Origin of the sequence: Mycetocola lacteus, from assembly GCF_003667575.1 — a bacterium.
Lineage (GTDB): Bacteria > Actinomycetota > Actinomycetes > Actinomycetales > Microbacteriaceae > Mycetocola > Mycetocola lacteus.
This window is the reverse complement of record NZ_RCUY01000011.1, coordinates 319,789-344,343: the sequence shown is the minus strand read 5'-3', so window position 1 is coordinate 344,343 and position 24,555 is coordinate 319,789. Positions and strand designations below refer to the sequence as shown.

The window sequence follows — 24,555 nt, the reverse complement described above, 5'->3', positions numbered from 1 at the left end:
CCTCCCTCCCGGTGGCCGAGGCGTTTGACCTGACCGGACTGCGCTTCAACACGAACCCCGCGGGCATCTCGGTGGTCGTCGCACTGGAGAACGGAACCACCCAGACGGTGCCCGTCGCCGCCGGAGAGCTGACCCTTGCGGCCCCCGCCAATGTGGTGGGATATGAGGTCACCGTGCCGGGGCTTCCCGCGCTGGGTAGCACCAATGTGGCCCAGCGTACGGTGAGTGTGGTGGGCGAGTACACCCTGCGTGATAACCGCCGCAGCGACGGCGAGCGCATCATCGGACCGGCCGCCAACATTCAGTCGGTGCGCGCCACGGCCGATGTCACCAACCGGGTGAGCGATGTGGCCCCCAATGCGCCGACCACCCTGGTTCAGCACACCCACCGCGACATCGTTGTGGCGGCGCTGCTGCCGTCCATTGCCCGCTCCACCGACTGGATTACCGCCTCGGGGGACCGGACCTCGGTCTATGAGTCCGGCGAGGGTTCCACGGTCACCGTGCGCCTATCCAACACCGGCGTGCCCGTGCTCTCCGAGGCGACCCTGCGGCTCACCGCGAACCAGACCAGCCGTACCGCCGACTTCTTCGACTATCAGCAGCTCACCGCGATCCCCGAGGTGGTGTTCCCCGCCGGATCCACCCGGGCGAGCATCCGTTACAACTATGCGACCGCACCGGTGGCCGGTGAGGCGCAGGAGTTTGTTGCCGGTGCGGTGGTGCCCGGACCCGAGGGGGACGAGCGCACGCTGGGGGAGATCATCGGCATCACCATCACGTTTTATGCCACCGACGGCGGCGGGATTAGCGGGAACTGTGCGCTGGATGATGACGGCTGTGCGGCACGGGTGATCCTCAGTTCGGCGCTGCGCGATACCCGGCTTTCCAACGGCCAACCGATCAGCGCGCCCTCCGGCAACCCGGGCACCACCCTGGTGGAGTTTGACGGCACCGTGGTGGCCACCGCGGCCACCGGTGCCCGGATTACCGAGAACCTGCCCACCGCGAGCATCACACTGGTCAAGCCGCAGTTCACCGCCAAGCTCAGCAAAAACCTGGGTTCCGATGCGGATCGGATCGTCTATCCGTTGACCGGTGAGGCACGAGCCGGAGACGTGTTTGACCCCGAAATCGACCCGCAGAACTACCGCGATCACGCGCTGCGGCTGAGCGCATCGACCAGCCCGTCGGCGGGAGCGACCGAGGATCAGGGACCAACCGGGCTCACCATTTCGGACCCGCAAACCACCCCGACAAACGCCAACCTGAAGAGCAACCCGTTTAATACGATCAAACTGTCGGCGCTCTCCTCGCAGGCAGCGGTCTGTACCGATGCGAACGGCGGCACCGTAGCCAGCACCACGAGCTACAAGGTGTGGGTCCTCGGTACCGGAACTTCGCCCACGGTCACCAAGGTTGACTACACGGACGGGATGGAGCTGGACCGGGTGGTGGGATTCGAAGTCACCATCCTTCCGGCCGAGCCGGCCGCGCGCTTCCCGGTGACCATCGACTGTGATCTGCCCGCCGGCACCACCGTCACGTTCCGCAATGAGCAGCTGAGCGGCCCGGTCAAGGTGGACCCCAATCTGATTGGGTCCTCGGACACCCCGGGACTCCTGACCGTGGGAAACACCGCCGAGGTGCGCACCGGGATCAACACCGCGACCGCCACCGGTGGCGACGCGATGTTCCTGCTGGATCTGGCCCGCGCCTCGGTGTTCAAGGACTACGCATCCGGGGCGAAAAAGTACGGCATTCAGGGGCAGGAGTCGCCGACCGCGTTCCTGCTGGCCGGTGTGCCCGAGAGCGAGCGCAGCGTGCGCGTGCGTATGACCGACGGTCCGCACTCGGGGTCCTCACTGGACGTCTTCGCCCTCACCGGTCTGCGTGATGCCCGGGTGGGACCGGACCAGAAGATGACCATCACCATGAATGATATCGACGGGAATCCGATCGGACCCGTGGGTGAGGTTGAAGCCAGCACCAGCCATAAGGGTGAGGAGCTGTCCGCGGAGGATATCGAGGACTCACAGAGTGCCGGATACCTGGATTTCCAGCGGGTGGACCGCGAGATTGAGTGGTCGGGATCCTGGGTTGGATTCGATTCGGCACGCGTCTTTAGCGTGCAGGTTGAGGTCACCCGGGCCGACCCCACCGTTGCGTTGCAGCGCTTCGGGGCGTTCTCGGTGGTGGCCGACATGAAGCTGCGCACGCACCTGCTGACAAACCCCGCGGCGATCGTGAACGGCTCGCTGGCCGGGATCATCAAGCGCAACCGCGCCACACTCACCTCGATGAATGAGCCCGGGGGATGGACCACCGGGATTGTTGGCACGGCCGACTTCACGGTGTACGCCGCCGATCAGCTCTTTGGGGACGCCACCGCGAGATGGCAGGGCACGCTGGCGGAGAACTACCTGGTCGCCCAGCACCAGAGTCCCTCCCATGTGGTGCTCACCGCGAGTAACAAGACCGCGCTGGGCGTGGACGGGGTGCCGCCCGCAAACCAGTGGTCGGCCACCGGCAGCATTGCCGTGGGCGTGGATAGCATCGCCGTGGGGGTGGGGAATGGGCCGGGAACCGCGACCAACGATCCCTTCGCGATCACCGACTTCACCGGTATCGAACTGGTGACCTGGCCCGATCGTGAGGGTGCTCCCAGCTCGGGCGGGCAGCCCGCAAATAACAAGGTAGCGGGCGTGATCCACTACCTCTTTGCCGACGGCACCACCCTGGATGTGCCCGCTCCGGTCAACGCGCAGCCCGCGACCCTGAACCCGCCCAGCGATCGTTTCGCGGACGTGGTCGGGGTGCATATCACCTGGTCCGAGGAGGGCAAGCGGGTGGGTCTCAATCGCCCGACCGCGGTCGTTCAGGGCGAGCTGCGGTTCTTCACGAACCTGCGTGACTACGTCCGTACCGGGTACACCTACCGGTTTGTCGCCGGTGTCCCGGATGAGCTGGCATCGGATCAGAGCATCGATGGGGCCACCCAGATCCCCGGTGAAACGGTAACTCAGCAGGCCAACCTGACCGCCAACTATGCGGCACGGATGGGCAATGTAACGCCGCTGGATCTGACCGTAGACAGCGCCAACCTGGCCATCGATGTGGCGGCCTCCTCGGTGAATGCGGCTGTGTCGGTGACCGGCACGGGAACGCTGAACCGCGACCTGCTGCCCAACCGAACCTGGGTATTGGTTACCCAGAACACCGGAAACATTCCGGTGCGCTCGCTGCGGATGGCTACCGCTGCCGAGTTCCTGGATGGTGCACACTGGCCCTCGGCGGATCCGGACGGATACACCCTTGAGCCCGGATCGGCCCTGGACGCCTTCGATGTCCAGCGAGTCCAGGTGAGATACCCGGTGGGTGCGGTCACGGCCCGGGTCTGGGTGCGGGGTGAGGACGGAAAGTGGAGCGACGCCATCACCGCGGCCGACAACGCCGACCTGACCCTGCCGAGTACCGGCGACGGGCCCAAAACCTGGGCCGAGGCCACCGGTTTCCGGGTGCAGTTCGACGGGGACGAGAACACCCGTCAGCGCATCCTCAAGCGTTCCATCGGTGCGCTCAATATCGAATCCAAGCTGCGCACCCACCTACGCAGCGACCCCACCGAGGTCTCACCGGCCACCGATCTGCCCAGCGGGGCCAGCCAGTGGATCGTGGGGATGACCGGTGGTGGTGCATCCTTCATGGACACCTTCACCGTCCCGCTCGCCGAGGTGACCAATGCGCGCGGCGAGACCCCGATCTATCCGGGAACTCCGGCGCCGCTGGTTCGCAAGTATGCGGGTCGATACGATCCGGTAACCAACACCGGAACCACCACCGCCAACGCGAACCCCGGATCCTGGGTCAACTTCTTTGTGGTGCTTCAGAACAACGCGAACGCCTCGAGTAACCTCTACGACCTCACCGCAATCGATGTGCTCCCACCCGAGCTCGCCTATAACGCGGTGTTCCCCTCCTCGGAGTGGCGGGTGACCTCGGCCCCCGAGGGTGTTTCGCGCACCCCGGAGATGACGCTGGTCCCGGGAGATCGAGATTCGATGCGCTGGACCTGGCCCGCGGATAACGTGCTGCGTCCGGGCGAAAAGATCGTGATCCAGGTGCCGCTGCAGATGAGTGACGGTGTGGCCTCGGGGAGTTCGGGGACCAACACCGCTCGGCTTGTGGGCAGCGGAATCCTCGGGGCGCTGCCGGCCTCGGTGTGCGCCGATGAATCCTCGGCAAACGCCAACTGTGTCTCCACCGCCAACGCGAACTTCCTGCAGAACGACTCGGTGCGCGCGGAGTCCTATATCAACGCGGAGATCGGCGGCTCGGAGACCGAGGCTCGCACCGTGTGTGATCCCTCCACCAACGCCGAGTGGCCCGATGGGGACTGGGTGCGCAATCCCTGCATCGCGCTCACCACGGCGGGGGCAACCCTGACCTACCGGGCGAAGCTGATCAACTCGGGAAACAGTGCGCTCAGCCAGTTCCGGTTTGTGGATGAGTTGCCGGCGATCGGCGACACGGGGGCGGTGCTGGAAACCGCGCGTAACTCGCAGTGGACGGCCGCCCTGGTCCCGGGATCGGTCAGGCTTCTCGGTGGCGCCGAGGCCGAGGCAATCGGTGCCCGTGGGGACGCCGTCATCTCCGCCGAGGGAGTGCGCTATTCCTCGACGGGTAACGCCTGCCGGGTTGCACCCGACGCGTTCGGCGGCGCACACACGCTGGCCTGTGACGCGGGTACCTGGAGCGGCACCGCGAGCACAACCACGCACGCCCTGGGGGCGGATATCGTGTTTGCCGACGATGCTCGGATGCTTGGTGGCGAGTTTGTGGTGGTGGAGTTTGATGTAACCGTTCCGGTGACCAGCACCACCCCTCGGGTGGCCTGGAACTCCGTTGCGGCCACCGGACGTGTCAATACCGCGAGTAGCTGGCTGCCGGCCGCCGAGTCGCCCCGCTCGGGTGCCCGCGCGCAGGACAGCGAGCTCACCCTGACCCTGGACCTGCGAGATGACCCGGTCACCCGCTGGCACCTGGGATCCACCGGCTATGAGCTTGACTACGCGTGTCTGGCACCGGGGGCCGAGTCTCCGGTCACCGGAACCGCGAGCTTTGCGGGGATCAGCGCGGTGGACCAGACGCTCTCGACCACGCTCACCGGGCTGCCGCTCGGTGCATCCTGCTCGATCGTGGACCAGCGCTATCAGCCCACCGGAACCACCGCCCCGGGCCAGTACGGTTCGGTTTCGGCGGGCACTACCGGGTACGGGTTTAGTACCGATCCCGAGGATGCTCTGGTGCTGGGCACCACCCTGGCCGACAACGTGATCGCCACCACCAACGCCTTTGCTGAGGCGGTGGTGACCCTCGCGGTCGAGGTGGATGGTGATGCAACCTTCCTCCCCGCGGACGCGCCGTTCGAGGTGGCGATGAGCTGTACCTTCGCGGGAATCACCGAGAACTATGGGCCCTTCAGCCTGGTTCCCGGAGACACCCAGCGTGTGGACGGGCTGCCGGTTGGTGTGACCTGTACCCCGGCGGAGACCAACTCACGCGGTGCGGCCACGGTCACGGCGACGCTCAACACCGAGGCGGTGCCGCTGGATGCTGACCGAGCCTTTGATGCCGAAACCCTGGAGCCGGGAACCCACGACGTGGTGTTCCTCAACACCTTCAACGCGGGTGGGGATCTGACCGTTCTCAAGCGCGTGGAGACGCCGAGCGTGACCACCACGGTGGGCGATGCACGCTTCACCGTGGTCTGCACCCTCGCCGGGGCACCGATCGCGCTGGGCGATGTGGGCACGTTCACGCTCGCCATCGCCGCGGGGGAGACCACCGCATCCCGGGCTATTGCCGGTCTGCCGGTGGGCGCTGAGTGTGTGGTGACCGAAACCGAGTCGGGCGGGGCGAATATCGCCGCCCCCGAACGCACGGTCACGATCCTGGATGGGGAACCGGTCACGGTCGAGATGCTCAACACCTATTCGCCGGCGTCACTCGAACTCACCAAGGTTCTCACCGGTCCGGGTGCAGGCGAGTCCCGGGTCCCGGGCAGCTTTGAGGCGCGGGCAACGTGTACTCGGGAGCTGACCGTGGGCGGTGCCGCGGTCACGGTGACCGATCACGATGCGCTCACGGTCCTTCGGCCGGGAACCGCCGTGCGGATTGATGCCCTGCCCGAGGGCAGCGTGTGTACGATCACCGAGCCCGATCTGCGGGGTGCGGAGAGCGTGAGCATCGACCCGGTGACTCCGGGGGTTGCCGACCAGCAGTCGGCGGCGAATACCGCCCGGGTTGCACTGGTGGGTCCGGGGGCCGATGGTCATCCGATCCCCACCGCGGTGCGGGTGACCAACACCTATGCGGCGACTCCGGTCGTTGCGGGTCCGGGAGGCTCGGCTCTGGGCTCGACCGGTGCCAACCACGCGCTGGGGCTGGGTGCCCTCGCCCTCGCCACACTGCTGGCCGGGCTCGGAGCGTTCTTCTTCCGCCGCCGCGGCCGCACCGAATAGCCTCCCTCCAAGACGCACGGCCCCGGGTGAGAACCCGGGGCCGTGCGCATGTGCGGGGTGCTGCCATACTCGGAGGATGAGTGGATTTCATCATGTCGAGGTGTGGATCGCGGACCGCGAGTCCCTTGGCGACTGGGCCTGGCTGCTGACCCGCCTCGGTTTCACCCGGGACAGCGTGTGGGCCGAGGGAGAGTCCTGGGGTGCCGGAGGCGCGTATCTGAGCCTCACCACCTCCCCGAACCTGTCCTCGCCCGTGCACGATCGTCGGCGGGCGGGGATCAACCATCTGGCCTTCCACGGTGGATCCCGGGCGGAGGTCGACGCGCTGGTCGCCGCGGCCCCGGCCCACGGTTGGCGGCCGCTGTATGCCGAACGCTATCCACACGCCGGCGGTCCCGACCACTACGCGGCCTGGTTGGAAAACGCAGACGGGTTCAAGGCCGAGGTGGTGGCCGCGTAGCCGGGCATACAAAAAGACCCACGGGAGAAATCCCGTGGGTCTTTTGTGGTGTCGTGACTAGTTCACGCAGGGGATGGAGCCGGCCTGCAGCGGCTCCTTCCAGTCGTGGTAGGTGTTGTCTGCCGGAGCCTCGGAGGACGGTGCGCCCGGGGTGGCCGGAGCCTCGGAGGCGGGCGCCTGCGGGGTTTCCGGAGTCTTCGGGGTCTCGGCGGTGCCCGCGCCGCCGGTGGCGGGGGTTTCCGGGGTGGCGCTGCCGGAGGGGGTGGTGCCGAGCAGCTGGGCCACGGTGGCGTGGATCTGGTCCAGGTCCACCAGGTTCACGTCCTTGCCATCGCGCTTGGCATAGCCGGTGATCGGCAGGGTGGTGAAGGTGATGTTTCCTCCGGCGAGGCTCGATGCCTGCTGGGCGAAGCTCAGGAATTCGAATCCGTCATCCACCGCGATGTACTGCTTGGCGGTGCCGACCAGGCTGGTGATCGTGGCGGGGTTGGTGAAGGTGCCCGCCTGCTTGAGCTTATAGGCGAGGGACACCATGAATGCCTGCTGGCGACGGGTACGGTCAAAGTCGGTCAGCTCCAGACCGGACTTGCCGGTGTCGCGCCGCTGACGCACAAAGCTCATCGCCTGCTGCGCGTCGATCTCCTGCATACCCGCGGGGAAGTTCGCCCCCGAGTACTTGTCCTCGGTGGCCTGGTTCAGGCACACCTGGATCGGCGCCACTGCCTGCGCGACCTGGTAGAAGGCCGCCATGGTGATCTCCACGAAGTGGTCGATCCGCACACCGCCGAGGAAGTTGGACACCGTGTTGATCTGAGCCTGACGTCCAGCGGTACGGGCCTCCTGATAGGCCTCATCGCGGTTCATGCCGCCGCGCACAAGCTCGCGCAGCTTCTCGTCCAGTGCGAGGCCGTAGGCCTCCTTGATCTTGGACATCTTTACCCCGTTGGGGTGACCGGCCAGCTCGGCGTAGTCGTCACGCGGGATCGAGATGCCCTGCGCCCGACCGCCACCGGCGGGGATGTGGATGAGCATCATCACGTTGGCGTTGTATCCGCCATCACCCTGGTCTCCGGCGTGGATCGCGTTGTAGATCTCCTCGGGGAACGGCTTGCCGTTCTGATCCACCCGACTGTCCAGACCCATGATCAGGATGTTGGTTTCATCGGTGTTCTGATCGGTGCCGAAGTCGGGCTTGCCGCTGGGCATCGAGATCGGAGACCGATGAATATTGTTGTTCAGGTCCTGATACACATACAGCGCGAAGGCACCGGTTCCGGCGGTCAGCAGCACCAGGGTGCTCACCACGGCGAGTGCGATCTGGCGGCGCAGACGTTTGCGCGGAGTCAGTCCGGCCGCGTGGCTCACGGCGGCGCGGGAAGAGTTCGGATCGGTCACGAGGCTCCAAATCGGGGGTGCACGGAGAATTCAGCCTATCGCGTGATGTCGAGTAATCTCTGTGACCGCGCGGGGAGAATGCCGGGGACGACTAAGCTTGAGGGGTGGCTCACCTGTTGGGAGCGGAATCGCTCCACCTAGAATTTCCCACCCGCGTAATCTTCGAGAAGGTTACTGCCGGGGTCAATGAGGGCGACCGGATCGGTATCGTCGGCCGTAACGGTGATGGCAAGTCCACGCTGTTGCAGCTGCTGGCCGGCCGGATCGAACCCGATTCGGGTCGGGTCACGCGTCGCCGCGGGGTGACCATCGGCTACCTCGATCAGCGCGACATCCTGGACTCGGACATGACCGTCGCCCAGGCAATTGTGGGCGACACCGAGGAGTACATCTGGGCCGGTGATCCGAAGATCCGCGACGTGATCTCGGGTCTGCTGTCGGATCTGCCCTGGACCGCCGAGATCGGCACCCTCTCCGGTGGTCAGCGACGCCGGGTCGCCCTGGCCGCGCTGCTGGTGGGTGACTGGGACGTGCTGTTCCTGGACGAGCCCACCAACCACCTCGACGTCGAGGGTGTGTCCTGGCTGGCCGGACACCTGAAGAACCGCTGGATCCCGGGCCAGGGTGGCCTGCTGGTGGTCACCCACGACCGGTGGTTCCTGGATGAGGTGTCCACCGACACCTGGGAGGTGCACGACGGCATCATCGAACCCTTCGAGGGTGGCTATGCCGCCTACGTGCTGCAGCGCGTGGAGCGCGACCGCATGGCCGCGACCATCGAGGGCAAGCGTCAGAACCTGATGAAGAAGGAGCTCGCCTGGCTGCGCCGCGGTGCCCCCGCACGCACGGCCAAGCCGAAGTTCCGGATCGAGGCCGCCAACGCCCTGATCGCCGATGTCCCGCCGGTGCGTAACACCGTGGCGATGAGCCAGATGGCGACCTCGCGCCTGGGTAAGGACGTCGTAGACCTGCTGGATGCCGGCGTGAAATACGGCGACCGGACGATCTTGAAGAGCGTGGAATGGCGCATCGCCCCGGGTGAGCGCACCGGAATCCTCGGTGTCAACGGTGCCGGAAAGTCGACCCTGCTGGGCCTGGTAACCGGCGAGGTGCAGCCCACCTCCGGTGTGGTCAAGCGCGGCAAGACCGTGAAGATCGCCGCACTGACCCAGCAGCTCGCCGAGCTGGAAGACATTCAGAACGAGCGCGTCTCGGCCGTGATCGGACGATACCGCACGAGCTATAAGGCCGGCGATAAGGAGATGACCCCGGGCCAGCTGCTCGAACAGATGGGCTTCGCCTCCGCTCAGCTGCAGACCCCGGTGAAGGACCTCTCTGGTGGTCAGAAGCGCCGTCTGCAGCTGCTGCTGATCCTGCTGGATGAGCCCAACGTGCTGATCCTCGATGAGCCCACCAACGACCTCGACACCGACATGCTCGCGGCCATGGAGGACCTGCTGGACACCTGGCCCGGCACCCTGCTGGTGGTTTCGCATGACCGGTACCTGCTGGAGCGGGTCACCGATCAGCAGTATGCGGTACTGGATGGCGACCTGCGTCACCTGCCCGGCGGCGTGGACGAGTACCTGCGCATCCGCAACGCGACGCCCGCGTCGGCGAGTAAGCCCGAGGAGCTGACCTCCCAGGCCAGCTCGGCCCCGGCAAAGCCCGGCCTGAGCGGTGGCGAGCTGCACCGCGCGCAGAAGGAGCTGGCCTCGATCGAGCGTCGGATCCAGAAGGCAACCGCCGCAATCGATGCCGCCCACGCACGCCTGGCCGAGCACGACCAGAGCGACTACGCGGGCCTGGGCAAGATCACCGAGGAGACGCAGAAGCTGTCTGCCGACATCTCCAGCTTGGAAGAGCGCTGGCTTGAGCTTTCGGACCTGCTGGGTTCGTGAGTTTGGCTGTTCCGCCCGCGCAGCGTCTCATCTTTGAGACGCTGCGCGGGCGTTTTGACGCCGAGGGATGGTGGCCGGCGAAGTCGACCTTCGAGATGATGGTGGGCGCGATCCTGGTGCAGAACACCGCCTGGCGCAACGTGGAAACCTCGATTCGGGCGCTGCGGGAGCGCGCACTCTTGGATCCGGCGGCGCTCGCCGCGATTCCGGCCGAGGACCTGGCCGAGGTGATCCGGCCCAGCGGCTTTATGACCGCCAAGTCGCGCTCGGCGGTGGCACTCGCGCGCTGGACGGTGGAGACCGGGGCGCTGGAAACCGGGGCGCTGGATGCCGGGGCGCTGGAGACCGTTGCCGCGGGGAGCACCGAGCCGGGTGGGCGCACGCCCTCGGGCATCACCGACCGCACCGATGCCGACCTCCGCGAGGAACTGCTCGCGCTGCCGGGCATCGGGCCCGAAACCGCCGACGTGATCGGCCTCTATGCCTTTGATCGCCCGGCCTTCATCTGGGACACCTACGCCCGCCGGATGCTCACCGCTGTGGGCTATCCAGTGCCCGGCAGCTACCCGGCCGCCCGTCGCGCGCTGACCGCGACGGTTGAGGCCGCCGGATTCAGCGTGTCCGAGTATCGGGAGTTTCACGGTCTGATCGTCGAGGCGGGCAAACACGCCCGCTCCCTGGGCGGCTGGGACGTGCTGGCGGCAGAGCTGTTCCCCGCGCGCTAAAACACCCGTGGGCACCCCGGTAATTCGGGGTGCCCACGGGCGTACAGTCGACTAGTTGAACAGTCTCCGGAACAGGTTGGTTTCGGCGAGGTCCAGCAGTTCCTCGCCGTTGTCCGGGTGAAGGACTGTATCGTGCGCTGGCTAGTTGAAGAGTCTGCGGAACAGGTTTGTCTCGGCCAGGTCGAGCAGTTCCTCTCCGTTGCCGGAGAGGATTGTGCGCAGCGCGTACAGGGTGAAGCCCTTGGCTTGGGCGGCGGTCACGGTCGGCGGGATCGAGAGTTCCTGACGCGCGGTCATGACCTCAACCAGCGCGGGACCGTCGTGTTCGAACGCGGTGCGCAGCGCGCCCTCAAGCTCGTCGGGGTTTTCCACGCGCTGACCGTGCAGACCGATCGCGGTCGCGACCTCGGCGAAGTCGGGGTTGTCGAGTCCGGTGCCGTAGGTCACAAACCCGGCGGCCTTCATCTCCAGTTCCACGAAGTTCAGCGAGGAGTTGTTGAACACCACGATCTTCACCGGAAGCTTGAGCTGACGCAGGGTGATCAGTTCACCCAGCAGCATCGCCAGCCCGCCGTCGCCGGAGAGCGCGACCACCTGGCGGTCGGGGAAGGCCGACTGGGCACCGATGGCGTGGGGAACCGCATTGGCCATCGTGCCGTGGTTGAACGATCCAATCAGCCGGCGCTTGCCGTTCATTTCCAGGTAGCGGGAGGCCCACACCACGGGGGATCCCACATCGGGGATGAACACGGCGTCCTCGCTGGCCAGGTCGCTGATCAGCTTGGCCACATACTGCGGATGGATCGGGGTGCGTCCGCGATCGTTGGTGGCCAGCTCATCGAGGCCCTTGCGTGCCTTCCGATAGTGCTTGAGGGAGGCATCGAGATGTTTAGAGTCGGTGCGTTCGCGCAGGATCGGGAGCAGCGCCTCGGCCGTGTCCTTGACCGAGCCCACCAGGCCCAGATCGATCGGGGTGTGCTGACCGAGGTTTTCGCCCCGGATGTCGACCTGAATAATCTTCGCCTTGGAGGGATAGAACTGACGGTAGGGGAACCCGGTCCCGAGCATCAGCAGCACCTCGGCGTTCTCCATCGCCCGGTAGCCCGAGGAGAATCCCAGCAGGCCGGTCATGCCCACATCGTAGGGATTGTCGTATTCGATGAACTCCTTCCCGCGCAGCGCGTGCACGATGGGTGCCTTGAGCCTGGCGGCCAGCGCGATGACCTCGTCGTGGGCACCCTCGGTGCCGGCTCCGGCGAGGATCGTGACGTCCTCGCAGCCGTTGAGAATCTCGGCCGCCTGCGCGAGCAGCGCATCGGTGGGCCGGGTGATCCTCGGCGCGTGCACGATGGGGGCCGAGCGGCGGGTATTCGGGGTGGACTGCAGCAGAATGTCGCCGGGGATGACCACCACCGCGACACCACGCAGCTCGATCGCCATCCGCATCGCCCGCTCAATCACAAACGGCACCTGCTCGGCCACACTCACCAGCTCGGTGTAGACCGAGGCCTCGCGGAAGAGTTCCTGCGGGTGGGTTTCCTGGAAGTAGCCGCTACCGATCTCGGCGCTGGGGATCTGGGCGGCGATAGCCAGTACCGGCACCCGACTGCGGTTGGCGTCAAAGAGCCCGTTGATGAGGTGGGTGTTGCCGGGGCCGCAGCTTCCCGCACACACGGTGATTTCCCCGGTGAGGGCGGCCTCGGCTGCCGCCGCGAACGCCGCGGCCTCCTCGTTTCGTACGTGCTGCCAGGCGATGGTGCCGTCCTTGCGCAGGGCGTCGGTGAACCCATTGAGTGAATCTCCGGGGAGCCCGTATACCCGGCTGACTCCCGCATCCTTGATCGTTTCGACGATGGTTTCGGCAATGCTTGGCATTAAAAATCCTCCCGCGCTACATGATCGTTATCCCTTTCCACCCTACTCGCGACCGCTCCCGTTGATGCATGCATCAATGCATGGTTCTGCTAAAGTGGGCGGGTGACCGAATCAATCCTGCTGCCCTGGGAGGGTGATCACGGCCGCTCAGTGGCCATGAAAATCGCCGCCACGACCGCCAAAAGTATCGTCCAAGGCGGGTATGGTCCCGGCGACCTGCTCACCGAGGTAACCCTCGCCGACTCCCACGGTGCCAGCCGAACCCCCGCCCGCGAAGCCATGCTGCAACTGCACACCTGGGGTCTGGTGCGCCTGATGCCCAAAAAGGGTGCCCTGGTCACCGCGGTATCCGCGAAGGAACGGCGGGATCTGCTGGATGTGCGGGCGATGTGCGAGACCCGCGCGGTCGAGCTGTTGGCCGATGATGACGCGGGAAAGCTTGCGCTCCTGGATCGCCTATATGCGTGCATCGCCGCCCAGCAGGAGGCCCTCGTCGAGGGTGACCTGCTGCGCTTCGCCCAGAACGACGTGGCCTTCCATCTGCGCATCATCGAGGCCGGGGGCAACCTGGTGGTGGGGGAGATGCTGAACAGCCTGGGACCGCGCCTGGCCCGTCTGATCTACCAGGCGACGATCGAGCGCCCCGCCGCAGCCGCCGGATTCCGCGAGGAGCATGTTCGCCTGGCTGCGATGATCGCCGCCGGAGACACCGAGAGCTTTGGCACCGCCGTGCGTGCCCACATCGACCGGGGAACCTCCACCGGAGGCGTCGCGTGACCCGTGCACCCTGGTGGCGTGTTGCCCCGGCCGTCTTTTTACTGGCCTGGGGTGGGAACCACTTCACGCCGCTGCTTCACCTCTACGAGGAACTCGGACGCTATGCCGCCTGGCAGGCGAACCTCCTGCTGGGAATGTACGTGCTGGGGCTGGTCCCCGGACTGCTGATCGCGGCCGCCCTCTCCGACCGCTTCGGGCGCAAACCCGTGCTGGTGACCGGGGTTCTGCTGGGAATTGCTGCCAGCGTCATGCTGGGCCTCGGGCTGCACTCGTTTGTCCTGCTGTGTGCCGGGCGTGCGCTCGCCGGCGTGGGGGTGGGCATCGCGATGTCGGTGGGCTCGAGCTGGATCAAGGAGCTCTCGGCACCCGACATCGATCCGAGCGCCGCCCGCGGCTCGGGGGCACGCCGACCCACCCTCACCCTGACCATCGGGTTCGGCCTGGGTGCCGCGGTCACCGGAATCCTGGCTCAGTGGGCCCCGGATCCGTCCCAGCTGCCCTATGTGGTGCATGCCGTGCTCAGCATTGTGGCCCTGGTTCCACTGATTCGCGCCCGAGAAACCCTGACCGCGGGTCCCGAAGCGGGGACCCACTGGTGGCAGGATCTGCGCATCCCTGCCTCGGGTGGCCCGGCATTCCGCCGCGTCATCGTGCCCGCTGCACCCTGGGTTTTTGCCGCCGCAGGGATCGCCTATGCGATCATGCCGGCCATCGCCGCCCGCCAGATGGGGGAGTGGACCACGCTCTACGCCACCATTCTTACGGTCCTGACCCTGGGTACCGGCGCGCTGGTGCAGCCCTATGTGGCCAAGCTTGATGGGCGCACCCGGGGTCAGGCGCTGAGTATCGGGCTGGCCCTGATGTCGCTGGGTATCGTGCTGGCCGTGGTAGCCGCGATCCTCGGGAGCCCGATCCTGCCCTTCTTCGTGGCACCCGTCCTGGGCTGCGCCTACGGGATCACCGTGGTGGCCGGCCTGACCCGGGTGCAGGCGATTGCCACCCCGCAGGACCTGGCCGGTCTCACCGGCGTCTACTATTCGCTGACCTATTCAGGATTCTTACTGCCGGCTGTGCTTGCGGCACTGCTGCCGGTCATGAGTTACACCGTCTCATTGGCGATAGTGGCCGTGATCTGCGTAATTTGCCTCGTGATTGTGTACACCGGAAGCAAGCGGTTCCGCCCCGGAATCACGGGCTAAAACCGGTTCGTGTCTCGGTTTGTTACGGGCCGTTTTCGGCATCCAGCACGAGTTCCCTACGGTTGAGACATCGTGAGAAGTGCTCGCGGAGAAAGGAAGCCCAGATGTCTATCAAGCACAAAATCGCCGGAGTCGTCGCAGGAATGGCCGCGATTGCGCTGCTGGCTGGTTGCTCCTCCGCAGCCACCTCCGAGGGTGGATCGTCGGCAGATGCCGGCAAGACCGTCAAGATCGGTGTTGTTGGCGCCAGCGACCCGTACTGGGAAACCTACAAGGAAGAGGCCAAGAAGGCCGGCATCAACGTCGAGATCGTTGGTTTCACCGAGTACCCCCAGGTCAACCCGGCACTGGCCAACGGCGACGTTGACATCAACCAGTTCCAGCACCTGATCTACCTCGCCCAGTACAACGTGGGTGAGAACAAGGACCTGACCCCGATCGGTTCGACCGCAATCTACCCGCTGCCCCTGTACTCGAAGAAGTACAAGGATGTAAAGGACATCCCCGAGGGCGCGACCATCGCGATCCCCAAGGACGAGTCCAACCAGGCGCGTGCGCTGCTGGCCCTGCAGGGTGCCGGCCTCGTCAAGCTCAAGGATGGCGGCTCGATCGTCTCGATCGCCGATGACGTGGAGTCCGGCTCCAAGGTTAAGGTCATCACCGTGGACGGCTCGCTTGCCGCCGCCCAGCTGGATGACCCGGCCGTCGCCGGTGCCGTGATCAACAACGACTTCGCCACCAAGGCCGGAATCGATGTCAGCTCGGCCATCGCCAAGGACAGCGCCGAGGACCCCAAGTCCCAGGCCTACGTCAACGTGTTCGCGGTTCGCGCCGCCGACAAGGACAACGCCACCTACAAGAAGCTGGTGGAGATCTACCAGGACTCCGAGGCCGTGAAGAAGGGTGTGCAGGAGGCTAACAACAACAGCGCCGTGTTCGCCAAGATCCCGGCAGCCGACCTGGAGAAGACCCTCAAGGACGTCGAAAAGACCGTCAAGTCCTCCAAGTAGTAGGACATTACATACACCCGGGCGGTGATTGGAGACATGCTCTCCAATCACCGCCCGCGGGCGTCTGGGCCGTGATAGCGTCGCCGAGTCCTCGGTGAGTTGAGGCCACACACGTATTTTGGGCGGTTTTGCCGCAACCGCAGCAGCAAGGAGCGCAACAATGGCACTGGTCAGTTTGACCGACGTCACCAAGACCTATCCGGATCCCAATGATCGCAGGCGTCAGATCGCCGCCATCGACGGGGTTTCTCTGGATATTCAGTCGGGCGACGTCTACGGCATCATCGGCTACTCGGGGGCCGGGAAATCCACCCTGGTCCGGTTGATCAACGCGCTGGAATCGGCCAGCTCGGGCAGCATCCTGGTGGATGGGGCCGAGGTCACCACGATGCGCGAGGGCGAGCTGCGTAAGCTGCGTCTGGGCATCGGCATGATCTTCCAGCAGTTCAACCTCTTCAACGCCAAGACGGTGCGGGCAAACATCGCCTATCCGCTCAAGGTCGCGGGGGTGCCCAAGGCCGAGCGGAATCGTCGGGTCGAGGAGCTGCTGGCCTTTGTGGGGCTTTCCGAGAAGGCGAAGTCTTTCCCCGATCAGCTCTCCGGCGGACAGAAGCAGCGGGTGGGCATCGCCCGCGCCCTGGCTACCTCCCCGCGGATCCTACTGGCCGATGAGGCGACCAGCGCGCTGGACCCGGAGACCACCCACGAGGTTCTGGGTCTGCTCAAGAAGGTCAACCAGGACCTCGGCATCACGATCATCGTGATCACCCACGAGATGGACGTTATCCAGCAGATCGCCACCAAGGTCGCGGTGATGGAAAACGGCAAGGTCATCGAAAACGGCGAGGTCTATGAGGTGTTCTCGAACCCTCAGCACGCGGCGACCCGTCGCTTTGTCTCCACCGTGGTGCGCGGGATCCCGGTGGGTGAGGAACTGCAGACGCTGCGGTACCGTCACCCGGGACGCATCTTTACCGTGTCAATTCTGGACGGGGATACCAGCCAGGCTCGGGTGTTTGAGATCCTGACCCAGGCTGGACTCGGGTTTGAACTGATCTACGGCGGCATCAACGACATTCAGGGTCGCACCTTTGGCCACCTGACCCTCGCCGTGACCGGCGACGATGCGGCCATCGAGTCCGCCCTCGCCCAGATTTCCGCGCTGACCGAGATCGTGGAGGCTCGCTGATGGATGGCATCGATAACATTATTCGTAACTTCCCTAAGCTGGTTACCGCCACCGGGGAGACGCTCTACATCGTCGGTTTTGCGCTGTTGTTGGGTGGGTTCTTGGGGCTCGTCCTGGGCCTGATTCTCTATGTGACCCGACCCGGTAACCTGCTGCAGAATCGTCCGATCTTCACGATCCTCAACGTGATTGTGAACATCTTTAGGCCCATCCCGTTCCTGATCTTCCTGATGGCGCTGCAGCCGCTGACCCGAATCGTGGTGGGCACTGGAAACGGCAACACTGCGATGGTGTTCACGATGTCGATGGCGGCAATGTTTGGGATCAGCCGGGTGGTGGAGCAGAACCTGCTGACCGTTTCGCCCGGTGTGATCGAGGCCGCCCGGTCGGTGGGTGCCTCGCGGCTGCGGGTCATCTTCACGGTGATCCTGGGTGAAGCCCTCGGACCCCTGATCCTCGGCTACACCTTCGTTCTGGTGGTCATCGTGGACATGTCCGCGCTGGCCGGCACGATTGCCGGTGGCGGTCTGGGTACCTTCGCGCTGGAGAACGGCTACCGCCAGTTCAAGCCCGAGCTGACCTATGCGGCACTGGTTGTCGTGATCATCCTGGTGCAGCTGATTCAGTTCTTCGGCAACTGGCTGGCCCGCAAGGCCCTGCGCCGATAGATCGCATGCATCACAACGCCCGGGTGGCTTCTGTGGAAGCCCACCCGGGCGTTGCCGCGTTCGGCAGCGGGCACCACCGCGAGTGCTAACCCGGGCGAAGACCGGGGCTACTTGGAATCCACGCCCAGGCGGCGGAGCAGGATCGAGAGGGATTCCTGTTCGCGCTCGGTGATCGCCGAGAGCAGCTGCGATTCGGCGGCCAGCAGCGCCGAGATGGCCGCATCCACGGCGTCGCGTCCGGCGGCGGTCATGACCACCAGGATGCCGCGGCCGTCGTTGGGATCGGTCTCGCGCCGGACCAAGCCGCGGGCGACCAGACGGTCGATCCGGTTGGTCATCGTGCCGCTGGACACCAGGTTCTGGGTGAGCAGGGTTTTGGGACTCAGCGTGAAGGGGGCTCCGGCGCGGCGCAGCGAGGCTAGTACGTCAAATTCCCAGGGCTCCAGGCCCGGCTCGGCAAAGGCCGCGCGACGGGCCGCATCCAGCTGATGGCTCAGCCGATCCACTCGGGAGAGCACCCGCAGGGGCGCGAAATCGAGATCGGGGCGCTCGCGTTCCCACGAGCGCACGATCAGATCGACTTCATCCGGTTGTGCGGGCATCTCACTATTATCTCGACTTCGAGACAGTTGTGGGGGATTGACGGCAAATCCACACGCTTCGTGGCGACCGAAGTTGGCGCTTGTGGGCGTTGTCGTCGGCGACACTCGTCGGAATCTGGCAGACTGGGATCGCACACGTCCTACGACGTGTTCCGCCTTGGTGTAACGGCAGCACGGCAGCCTTTGGAGCTGTCCGGTCCAGGTTCGAATCCTGGAGGCGGAGCGCAGTGCACTCTTAGACGCCGCACTCTCGCAGGGTACGGTGTTCCCTTCAGAAAGGAATCGAGTGACCGATTCGCAGCTCGCCGTCATCGTTCTCGCCGCAGGGCAGGGCACCCGGATGAAGTCCCGTACCCCGAAGGTTCTGCACCCGCTGGGTGGACGCACGGTCGTGGGTCACGTCATCGAAGCGGCGCGCAGCCTGGAGGCTGCTCACGTCCTCGCCGTGGTGCGCCACGAGCGTGACCTGGTGGCCGCTTCGATCACCGAACAGCTTCCCGAAACCATCATCGTGGACCAGGACGAGGTTCCCGGCACCGGTCGTGCGGTGGAACTTGCCGTCGCGGCGCTGCCCGCTGACTTCGCCGGAGACGTACTGGTGCTCAACGGCGATGTGCCGCTGCTGACCGCCGAAACCCTTTCCGCGCTGATCGCCGATCACCGCGGGACCGGGGCCTCGGCCACCATTCTGTCGGCGATCCTCGACGATGCCACCGGCTACGGCCGGATCATCCGCACCGAGGCCGGCGACCTGGACCGGATCGTTGAGCACAAGGACGCCAACGAGGTCGAGCTGGCCTCCCGCGAGATCAACGCCGGCATCTACCTCTTTGGTCTGGCCGCGCTGCGCGAGCAGCTCGCCGCGCTGACCACCGATAACGCCCAGGGTGAGAAGTATGTGACCGACGTGCTCGGCCTGCTGCGTACCGCCGGTTCGGCGATTGCCGCGCTTCCGGTGAGCGACGCCTGGGAGGTGGAGGGCATCAACGACCGCGTGCAGCTTGCCGCCGCCGCCGCGCGCCTCAACACCGTGACCATCGAGCGCTGGCAGCGTGCCGGGGTGACCGTGCAGGACCCGCGCACCACCTGGATCGACGTCCAGGCCACGCTGGCCCCCGATGTGACCCTGAAGCCCGGCACGCAGATCCTCGGACCCAGCGTGATCGAGAGCGACGCCGTGATCGGCCCGGACACCACCCTGTTTGCCGTAGAGGTGGGCGAGGGGGCCGAGGTTAAGCGCACCGAGGCCAGCCACAGCGTCATCGGTGCCGGCGCGACCGTGGGGCCGTTTACGTTCCTGCGTCCTGGCACCGTCCTCGGGGCCAACGGCAAGATCGGCGGCTTCGTCGAGACTAAGAACGCCAAGATTGGCGCGGGCTCCAAGGTTCCGCACCTCTCCTATGTGGGCGACGCCACTATCGGTGAGGAAACCAACATTGGAGCGGGCACAATCTTCGCCAATTACGACGGCGTGAACAAGGCCGCATCCACCGTGGGATCGCATGTTCGAATTGGATCGCACAGTGTGGTCGTCGCTCCGGTTACAATTGGAGACGGTGCGTACTCGGGTGCGGGCACCGTGGTCCGGAAAGATGTTCCGGCCGGGAGCCTCGCCATCAACGTTTCACCGCAGCGCAACCTCGAGGGCTGGACCGAGTCCAAGCGTCCCGGAAGCGCGGCGGCACTGGCGGCCGAGGCCGCCAATTCCCCCACAGCAGATAACTGAATAACGCGAAACGTCGGTCAAGACCGGCAGGAAGCAGGAGTGGTGTCCGGCATTAAAACGAATGGTCAGAAGCGTCTGGTTCTGGTCGCGGGTCGCTCGCACCCCGAGCTCGCTGAGGCAGTAGCCGAAGCGCTCGGGTCCGAGCTCGTCCCGACCGACGCTCGTACCTTCGCCAACGGTGAGATCTACGCGCGGTTCGATGAGAGCGTGCGTGGTTGTGATGCATTTGTCATCCAGTCTCACACCGCTCCGATCAACGAGTGGCTGATGGAGCAGCTGATCATGGTTGACGCGCTCAAGCGCGCCTCCGCTAAGCGGATCACCGTGGTCGCCCCGTTCTACCCCTATGCACGTCAGGACAAGAAGGGTCGCGGCCGTGAGCCGATCTCGGCTCGCCTTGTCGCCGACCTGTTCAAGACTGCCGGTGCCAACCGCATCATGTCGGTGGACCTGCACGCCTCGCAGATCCAGGGCTTCTTCGACGGCCCGGTGGACCACCTGTTCGCGATGCCGGTTCTGCTGGAGCACTTCCGTGCCTCCCTCGACCGCTCCGAGCTGACCGTGGTGTCCCCGGACATGGGCCGCGTGCGCGTGGCCGACATGTGGAGTGACCAGCTGGATGCGCCGCTGGCGATCATCCACAAGCGTCGTGACCCGCTGGTGGCCAACCAGGTCACCGTGCACGAGATCGTCGGTAACGTCGAGGGTCGTGTCTGCCTTCTGGTGGACGACATGATCGACACCGGCGGAACCATCGTCAAGGCGGCTCAGGCTCTCAAGGACAACGGTGCGACCCGCGTGATCGTGGCCGCAACCCACGCCGTGTTCTCGGACCCGGCGAGCGAGATTCTGCAGTCGGCCTGCGTGGACGAGGTCGTGGTGACCGACACCCTGCCGATCCCCGAGCACAAGCGCTTCGACACCCTCACCATCCTCCCGATCGCGCCGCTGCTGGCACGTGCGATCCACGAGGTCTTCGAGGATGGTTCGGTTACCTCGATGTTCGACGGTGCCGCCTAGCATTTAGCCACATCACAAACGCCTCCCGCTCGATGAGCGGGAGGCGTTTGTGATGTGGTGGTGGGCGCTGTGCGTGTCCCCGTTAGTCCGCCAGTTCTGCCGGGGGAATGACCGCGACTGCCGGAACTAGGCCCGCGCGCCTCGACAGAATGCTTCCGTGCGCGCGCAACAGGTTGGGGACCACCAGGTAGACGGCCAGGGGAACCACGGCCGCGGTCAGCACCAGCGTGCGCAAGGGCAGAGGCCAGCCCGCGGAGAGGGGTTCGAGGGCGAACGAGCCGAGGGTGACCAGGGGGAAGATGGCGAGCCAGGTGAGCAGTGCGCGGACGTGGGTCGAGGGTGGTTTCTGTGACATTAATCAATCTCCAACTGTTTGGTTGCAGATTCGACAGTATCGCCTCGATCGGGTATCTGCAACCGTTTAGTTGGAATTGCTAGACTGGGGTCATGGCCTGGGATACCGAACGCACTCAAAAGCTCCTGCTCGATGCCGCGACGGCGTGCTTTAGTGAGTCTGGTTTGGCGGGCACCCGCATCGACGCCATTGCGCGGGCGGCCGGGGTGAATAAGGAGCGCATCTACAGCTACTTCGGCAACAAGGAGGCGCTGTTTGAGACCGTGCTTTCGCGCGAGTTGGAAACCTTCGTGGGGCAGGTGCACGTGTCCGGCGTCGGGGCCGAGGCCGTGGGGGAGTATGCCGGAGCCTTTTTTGATCGCTTCCATCAGAGCCCGCACCTGCCCCGATTGCTGGCCTGGGAGGGGTTGGAGCGGCCCGCCGCCCGGATGGGTGGCCACACTCGGCTGGCGAACTGTGTGGCCAAGGTGGATACCCTGTCCGTGGCCTTGCCCGGTGTATCGCGACCCCAGGTGGCCCAGCTGCTCCTGAGTATCATCATGCTCGCCGCCGCCTGGTGGACCATGCCGCAGATGAATCGCCTGGTGCTCGGTGGGAGTGAGGGGACCCAGGATGATCCCGAAACGGCGGCCGATCGGTTTGGTCGTGACCGGCATCGCCGGGCGGAGCTCGTGGTGCAGGTAACCGGTGCCGCACGCGCCCTCCTCGCGGGCGATTAGCGACACGTTTGATGGGCGCGCTCCATCGCGCCGGCGCACGCGCGTAGCGTGAATGGATGTGAGCGAGATTCGGTTCCGATTCGCGGTGGCCGCGGATGCCCCCAGGATTGTGGCGCTGGCCGCCCGAGTGTTTCGCGGGGCACCCAGTCGCGCGGGGTGGGCGAGCGAGGTGGGTATGTCCTCGTCGCGGCCGACGGATCTTCCGTTGGCGGCGCACTGGATCCGAGCCGAGAATCAGCGGGTGCTACTGGGGGAGGTAGAGGGTGTCCTGGTGGCCGCCGCGCATGTGCAACATGGACGCGGAGACGGAGCCCTGGCGTCTGTGGTGAATCTGAGGACCCAGGGTAATGGAGGGTTGCGTCTGGGGGCATTTTGGGTGACCCCCGCTCGCACTCGATGTGATGTGACCTCGGCGATGGTCGCGGAGTTGGATCGAATGCTGCGAGGCTCGGTGCGCGGGGAGGCTCGCGAACTGGTGATCGTGACTCCCGAGCCCGCACTCACCGCATACTTTCTGCGCCGCGGATTTATCCCCAGCGGAGAAATCTTTGATCTGCCGCCCGCCGGTCTTACTCTCCGGCCCACAAGGTTCGGTGGCGCGGTGGCGGTCGCTACCTGATCGCCCTGGCGGAGGCAGTGAAGCGGGCGTAGGGTGGGCTCATGACAAACGATGTAATCGCAAACGACCCTCAGATCACCATGTACGGTGCCGACTGGTGCCGTGACTGTGTGCGATCCAAAGCCCTACTGGATGCCCGTGGGGTGGCCTACACCTATGTGGATCTGGTTGCTGATGAGACCGGTGCCGAGCGCGCTCAGGCGATCTCCGGCCGGACCCAGATTCCGGTGGTGGTGTTCCCGGATGGATCGCATCAGGTTGAGCCGAGTGACCGCGATCTGGAGGCCAAGCTCACCGAGTTGGGTGTCCTCTAGCGCGTATCTGCCATACCAGCGTTTTCGTAACAGCGCATGCTTTCTCGATAAAGCATGCGCTGTTGTGTGTTCTGCGGCTCGCAATCACACAACTGGTATGGTAGTTTTCTTGTGGGCGGAATGACCGACCCGTCGCATCATCAAAGGAGTTGACCGCGCATGCGTATCGCCAGTGCCGAAATCATCGTCACCAGTCCCGACCGGAACTTTGTCACACTGAAGATCACCACCGAAGACGGAATCACCGGCCTGGGTGACGCCACCCTGAACGGTCGCGAGCTTGCCGTGGTCGCCTACCTGCAGGAGCACGTGGTGCCGCTGCTGATCGGTGCCGACGCGCACCGCATCGAGGACATGTGGCAGTTCCTCTACCGCGGGGCCTACTGGCGTCGTGGCCCGGTCACGATGGCCGCGATTGCCGCCGTGGACGTGGCTCTCTGGGACATTAAGGCCAAGGCTGCCGGCATGCCGCTCTACCAGCTGCTGGGTGGCGCCTCGCGCAACGGCCTGCTCGCCTACGGTCACGCCTCGGGCAAGACCATGCCGGAGCTGTTTGACAGCATCCGCTCGCACCAGGAGCAGGGCTACCGGGCGATCCGCGTGCAGACCGGTGTTCCCGGCCTGAAGTCGATCTACGGCATCGCCTCCAACGACACCTTCGACGCCAACACCGGCGTGCGCTACGACCACGAGCCCGCCCAGCGCGGTGCCTACCCGGCCGAGGAGGACTGGGATACCCGTGCCTACCTGCGCCACGTACCCACCGTGTTTGAGGCCGTGCGGAACGAGTTCGGTCCCGAGCTGCCGCTGCTGCACGACGGCCACCACCGGATGACCCCGATCCAGGCCGCCAAGCTGGGCAAGAGCCTCGAGCCCTACGACCTGTTCTGGCTCGAGGACTGTACCCCGGCCGAGAACCAGGAGGCCCTGCGCCTGGTTCGTCAGCACACCACCACCCCGCTGGCGATCGGTGAGATCTTCAACACCCAGTGGGACTACCAGCAGATCATCCGCGAGCAGCTCATCGACTACGTGCGCTCGGCCGTGACCCACACCGGTGGTATCTCGCACCTCAAGAAGATCCTCGAGTACGCGGCGCAGTACCAGATCAAGTCCGGTATGCACGGACCGACCGACATCTCTCCGGTGGGTATGGCAGCGGCCATGCACCTGGGACTGGCGATCCACAACTTCGGTATCCAGGAGTACATGAAGCACGGGGCCAAGACCGACCAGGTCTTCGAGCAGTCCTTCACCTGGGAGAACGGCTTCCTGCACCCGGGCAACAAGCCGGGTCTGGGTGTCGAGCTCAACAAGGACGAGGCGGGCAAGTACCCGTACGAGCAGGCCTACCTGCCCTATAACCGTCTGGCCGACGGTACCGTTCACGACTGGTAGGTCGCCGTCTGCGGCCCCGTGCCGCCACCCGCGAGATCGTGCATCTTGCGGGACCAGGATTCGATTGGTGGGTGTGGGT

Annotated in this window: 19 protein-coding genes and 1 tRNA gene; 16 read left to right on the top strand and 4 right to left on the bottom strand. The window is 65.4% G+C overall.

Annotation, left to right across the window (positions count from 1 at the left end; translation table 11 throughout):
• The first annotated feature begins 11 nt into the window (after window positions 1–11).
• Complete coding sequence (locus D9V34_RS17860; protein WP_121689096.1) at window positions 12–6,524, top strand: DUF5979 domain-containing protein; 6,513 nt, start codon at window positions 12–14, stop codon at window positions 6,522–6,524.
• Window positions 6,525–6,600: 76 nt separating this feature from the next.
• On the top strand, window positions 6,601–6,984 hold the full coding sequence (locus D9V34_RS13860; RefSeq protein ID WP_121687186.1) for a VOC family protein: 384 nt from the start codon (window positions 6,601–6,603) through the stop codon (window positions 6,982–6,984).
• A 57-nt stretch (window positions 6,985–7,041) separates the two neighbouring features.
• Here D9V34_RS13860 and D9V34_RS13855 read toward each other — a convergent pair whose 3' ends face one another.
• Window positions 7,042–8,379 (bottom strand): LCP family protein, encoded by a 1,338-nt coding sequence (locus D9V34_RS13855; protein WP_245991811.1) that lies wholly within the window; start codon window positions 8,377–8,379, stop codon window positions 7,042–7,044.
• A 104-nt stretch (window positions 8,380–8,483) separates the two neighbouring features.
• Here D9V34_RS13855 and D9V34_RS13850 point away from each other — a divergent pair, with 104 nt between their 5' ends.
• Together D9V34_RS13850 and D9V34_RS13845 are read left to right on the top strand one after the other, a co-directional pair.
• Window positions 8,484–10,280 (top strand): ABC-F family ATP-binding cassette domain-containing protein, encoded by a 1,797-nt coding sequence (locus D9V34_RS13850; RefSeq protein WP_121687185.1) that lies wholly within the window; start codon window positions 8,484–8,486, stop codon window positions 10,278–10,280.
• Window positions 10,277–11,005 carry an endonuclease III domain-containing protein gene (locus D9V34_RS13845; protein ID WP_183091794.1) on the top strand — a complete coding sequence of 243 codons (729 nt, stop codon included), beginning with the start codon at window positions 10,277–10,279 and terminating at the stop codon, window positions 11,003–11,005. The genes D9V34_RS13850 and D9V34_RS13845 overlap by 4 nt, the downstream gene beginning before the upstream one ends.
• Before the next feature lie 141 nt (window positions 11,006–11,146).
• Here D9V34_RS13845 and poxB read toward each other — a convergent pair whose 3' ends face one another.
• Complete coding sequence (gene poxB / locus D9V34_RS13840; protein WP_121687183.1) at window positions 11,147–12,880, bottom strand: ubiquinone-dependent pyruvate dehydrogenase; 1,734 nt, start codon at window positions 12,878–12,880, stop codon at window positions 11,147–11,149.
• A gap of 102 nt (window positions 12,881–12,982) precedes the next feature.
• Here poxB and D9V34_RS13835 point away from each other — a divergent pair, with 102 nt between their 5' ends.
• The 5 genes from D9V34_RS13835 to D9V34_RS13815 all read left to right on the top strand — a co-directional run bounded on the left by D9V34_RS13835 (window position 12,983) and on the right by D9V34_RS13815 (window position 17,723).
• Complete coding sequence (locus D9V34_RS13835) at window positions 12,983–13,657, top strand: GntR family transcriptional regulator (RefSeq protein ID WP_121687182.1); 675 nt, start codon at window positions 12,983–12,985, stop codon at window positions 13,655–13,657.
• Entirely contained in the window at window positions 13,654–14,856 is a 1,203-nt protein-coding gene (locus D9V34_RS13830; protein WP_121687181.1) for an MFS transporter, read from the top strand. The genes D9V34_RS13835 and D9V34_RS13830 overlap by 4 nt, the downstream gene beginning before the upstream one ends.
• A 104-nt stretch (window positions 14,857–14,960) precedes the next feature.
• Entirely contained in the window at window positions 14,961–15,866 is a 906-nt protein-coding gene (locus D9V34_RS13825) for a MetQ/NlpA family ABC transporter substrate-binding protein (RefSeq protein ID WP_121687180.1), read from the top strand.
• 160 nt (window positions 15,867–16,026) lie between these two features.
• Window positions 16,027–17,055 carry a methionine ABC transporter ATP-binding protein gene (locus tag D9V34_RS13820; RefSeq protein WP_121687179.1) on the top strand — a complete coding sequence of 343 codons (1,029 nt, stop codon included), beginning with the start codon at window positions 16,027–16,029 and terminating at the stop codon, window positions 17,053–17,055.
• Window positions 17,055–17,723 carry a methionine ABC transporter permease gene (locus D9V34_RS13815; protein ID WP_121687178.1) on the top strand — a complete coding sequence of 223 codons (669 nt, stop codon included), beginning with the start codon at window positions 17,055–17,057 and terminating at the stop codon, window positions 17,721–17,723. Before D9V34_RS13820 ends, D9V34_RS13815 begins: the two co-directional genes overlap by 1 nt.
• 107 nt (window positions 17,724–17,830) lie before the next feature.
• On the opposite strand, the gene D9V34_RS13810 is transcribed toward D9V34_RS13815, so the two are convergent.
• Window positions 17,831–18,325 carry a MarR family winged helix-turn-helix transcriptional regulator gene (locus D9V34_RS13810; protein ID WP_030148377.1) on the bottom strand — a complete coding sequence of 165 codons (495 nt, stop codon included), beginning with the start codon at window positions 18,323–18,325 and terminating at the stop codon, window positions 17,831–17,833.
• A gap of 151 nt (window positions 18,326–18,476) precedes the next feature.
• On the opposite strand from D9V34_RS13810, the gene D9V34_RS13805 reads away from it, so the two are divergent.
• The 3 genes from D9V34_RS13805 (at window position 18,477) to D9V34_RS13795 (ending at window position 21,071) form a co-directional block, all read left to right on the top strand.
• A tRNA-Gln gene (locus D9V34_RS13805) sits at window positions 18,477–18,548 on the top strand.
• Window positions 18,549–18,611: 63 nt separating this feature from the next.
• A complete protein-coding gene (gene glmU / locus D9V34_RS13800; RefSeq protein WP_121687177.1) occupies window positions 18,612–20,051 on the top strand; it encodes a bifunctional UDP-N-acetylglucosamine diphosphorylase/glucosamine-1-phosphate N-acetyltransferase GlmU in 1,440 nt (479 codons plus the stop codon).
• Between the two features lie 42 nt (window positions 20,052–20,093).
• Window positions 20,094–21,071: a ribose-phosphate diphosphokinase gene (locus D9V34_RS13795; RefSeq protein WP_121687312.1), complete on the top strand. Its 978-nt coding sequence runs from the start codon at window positions 20,094–20,096 to the stop codon at window positions 21,069–21,071.
• Window positions 21,072–21,153: 82 nt separating this feature from the next.
• Here D9V34_RS13795 and D9V34_RS13790 read toward each other — a convergent pair whose 3' ends face one another.
• Complete coding sequence (locus D9V34_RS13790; RefSeq protein WP_121687176.1) at window positions 21,154–21,426, bottom strand: putative antibiotic biosynthesis monooxygenase; 273 nt, start codon at window positions 21,424–21,426, stop codon at window positions 21,154–21,156.
• 92 nt (window positions 21,427–21,518) lie between these two features.
• Here D9V34_RS13790 and D9V34_RS13785 point away from each other — a divergent pair, with 92 nt between their 5' ends.
• The 4 genes from D9V34_RS13785 to manD all read left to right on the top strand — a co-directional run bounded on the left by D9V34_RS13785 (window position 21,519) and on the right by manD (window position 24,476).
• Window positions 21,519–22,145 carry a TetR/AcrR family transcriptional regulator gene (locus D9V34_RS13785; RefSeq protein ID WP_121687175.1) on the top strand — a complete coding sequence of 209 codons (627 nt, stop codon included), beginning with the start codon at window positions 21,519–21,521 and terminating at the stop codon, window positions 22,143–22,145.
• A gap of 58 nt (window positions 22,146–22,203) precedes the next feature.
• Window positions 22,204–22,764, top strand: a complete 561-nt coding sequence (locus tag D9V34_RS13780; RefSeq protein ID WP_121687174.1) for a hypothetical protein — start codon at window positions 22,204–22,206, stop codon at window positions 22,762–22,764.
• A gap of 41 nt (window positions 22,765–22,805) precedes the next feature.
• Window positions 22,806–23,078, top strand: a complete 273-nt coding sequence (locus D9V34_RS13775; protein WP_121687173.1) for a glutaredoxin family protein — start codon at window positions 22,806–22,808, stop codon at window positions 23,076–23,078.
• Between the two features lie 159 nt (window positions 23,079–23,237).
• Window positions 23,238–24,476 carry a D-mannonate dehydratase ManD gene (gene manD / locus D9V34_RS13770; protein WP_121687172.1) on the top strand — a complete coding sequence of 413 codons (1,239 nt, stop codon included), beginning with the start codon at window positions 23,238–23,240 and terminating at the stop codon, window positions 24,474–24,476.
• Window positions 24,477–24,555 lie beyond the last annotated feature (79 nt).

Excerpts from the sequence above, each read along its gene's own strand:
- D9V34_RS13775 (WP_121687173.1), top strand. The coding sequence starts at position 22,806 with ATGACAAACGATGTAATCGCAAACGACCCTCAGATCACCATGTACGGT.
- D9V34_RS13820 (WP_121687179.1), top strand. The coding sequence starts at position 16,027 with ATGGCACTGGTCAGTTTGACCGACGTCACCAAGACCTATCCGGATCCC.
- D9V34_RS13860 (WP_121687186.1), top strand. The coding sequence starts at position 6,601 with ATGAGTGGATTTCATCATGTCGAGGTGTGGATCGCGGACCGCGAGTCC.
- D9V34_RS13825 (WP_121687180.1), top strand. The coding sequence starts at position 14,961 with ATGTCTATCAAGCACAAAATCGCCGGAGTCGTCGCAGGAATGGCCGCG.
- D9V34_RS13810 (WP_030148377.1), bottom strand. The coding sequence starts at position 18,325 with ATGCCCGCACAACCGGATGAAGTCGATCTGATCGTGCGCTCGTGGGAA.
- poxB (WP_121687183.1), bottom strand. The coding sequence starts at position 12,880 with ATGCCAAGCATTGCCGAAACCATCGTCGAAACGATCAAGGATGCGGGA.
- D9V34_RS13815 (WP_121687178.1), top strand. The coding sequence starts at position 17,055 with ATGGATGGCATCGATAACATTATTCGTAACTTCCCTAAGCTGGTTACC.
- D9V34_RS13790 (WP_121687176.1), bottom strand. The coding sequence starts at position 21,426 with ATGTCACAGAAACCACCCTCGACCCACGTCCGCGCACTGCTCACCTGG.
- D9V34_RS13785 (WP_121687175.1), top strand. The coding sequence starts at position 21,519 with ATGGCCTGGGATACCGAACGCACTCAAAAGCTCCTGCTCGATGCCGCG.
- manD (WP_121687172.1), top strand. The coding sequence starts at position 23,238 with ATGCGTATCGCCAGTGCCGAAATCATCGTCACCAGTCCCGACCGGAAC.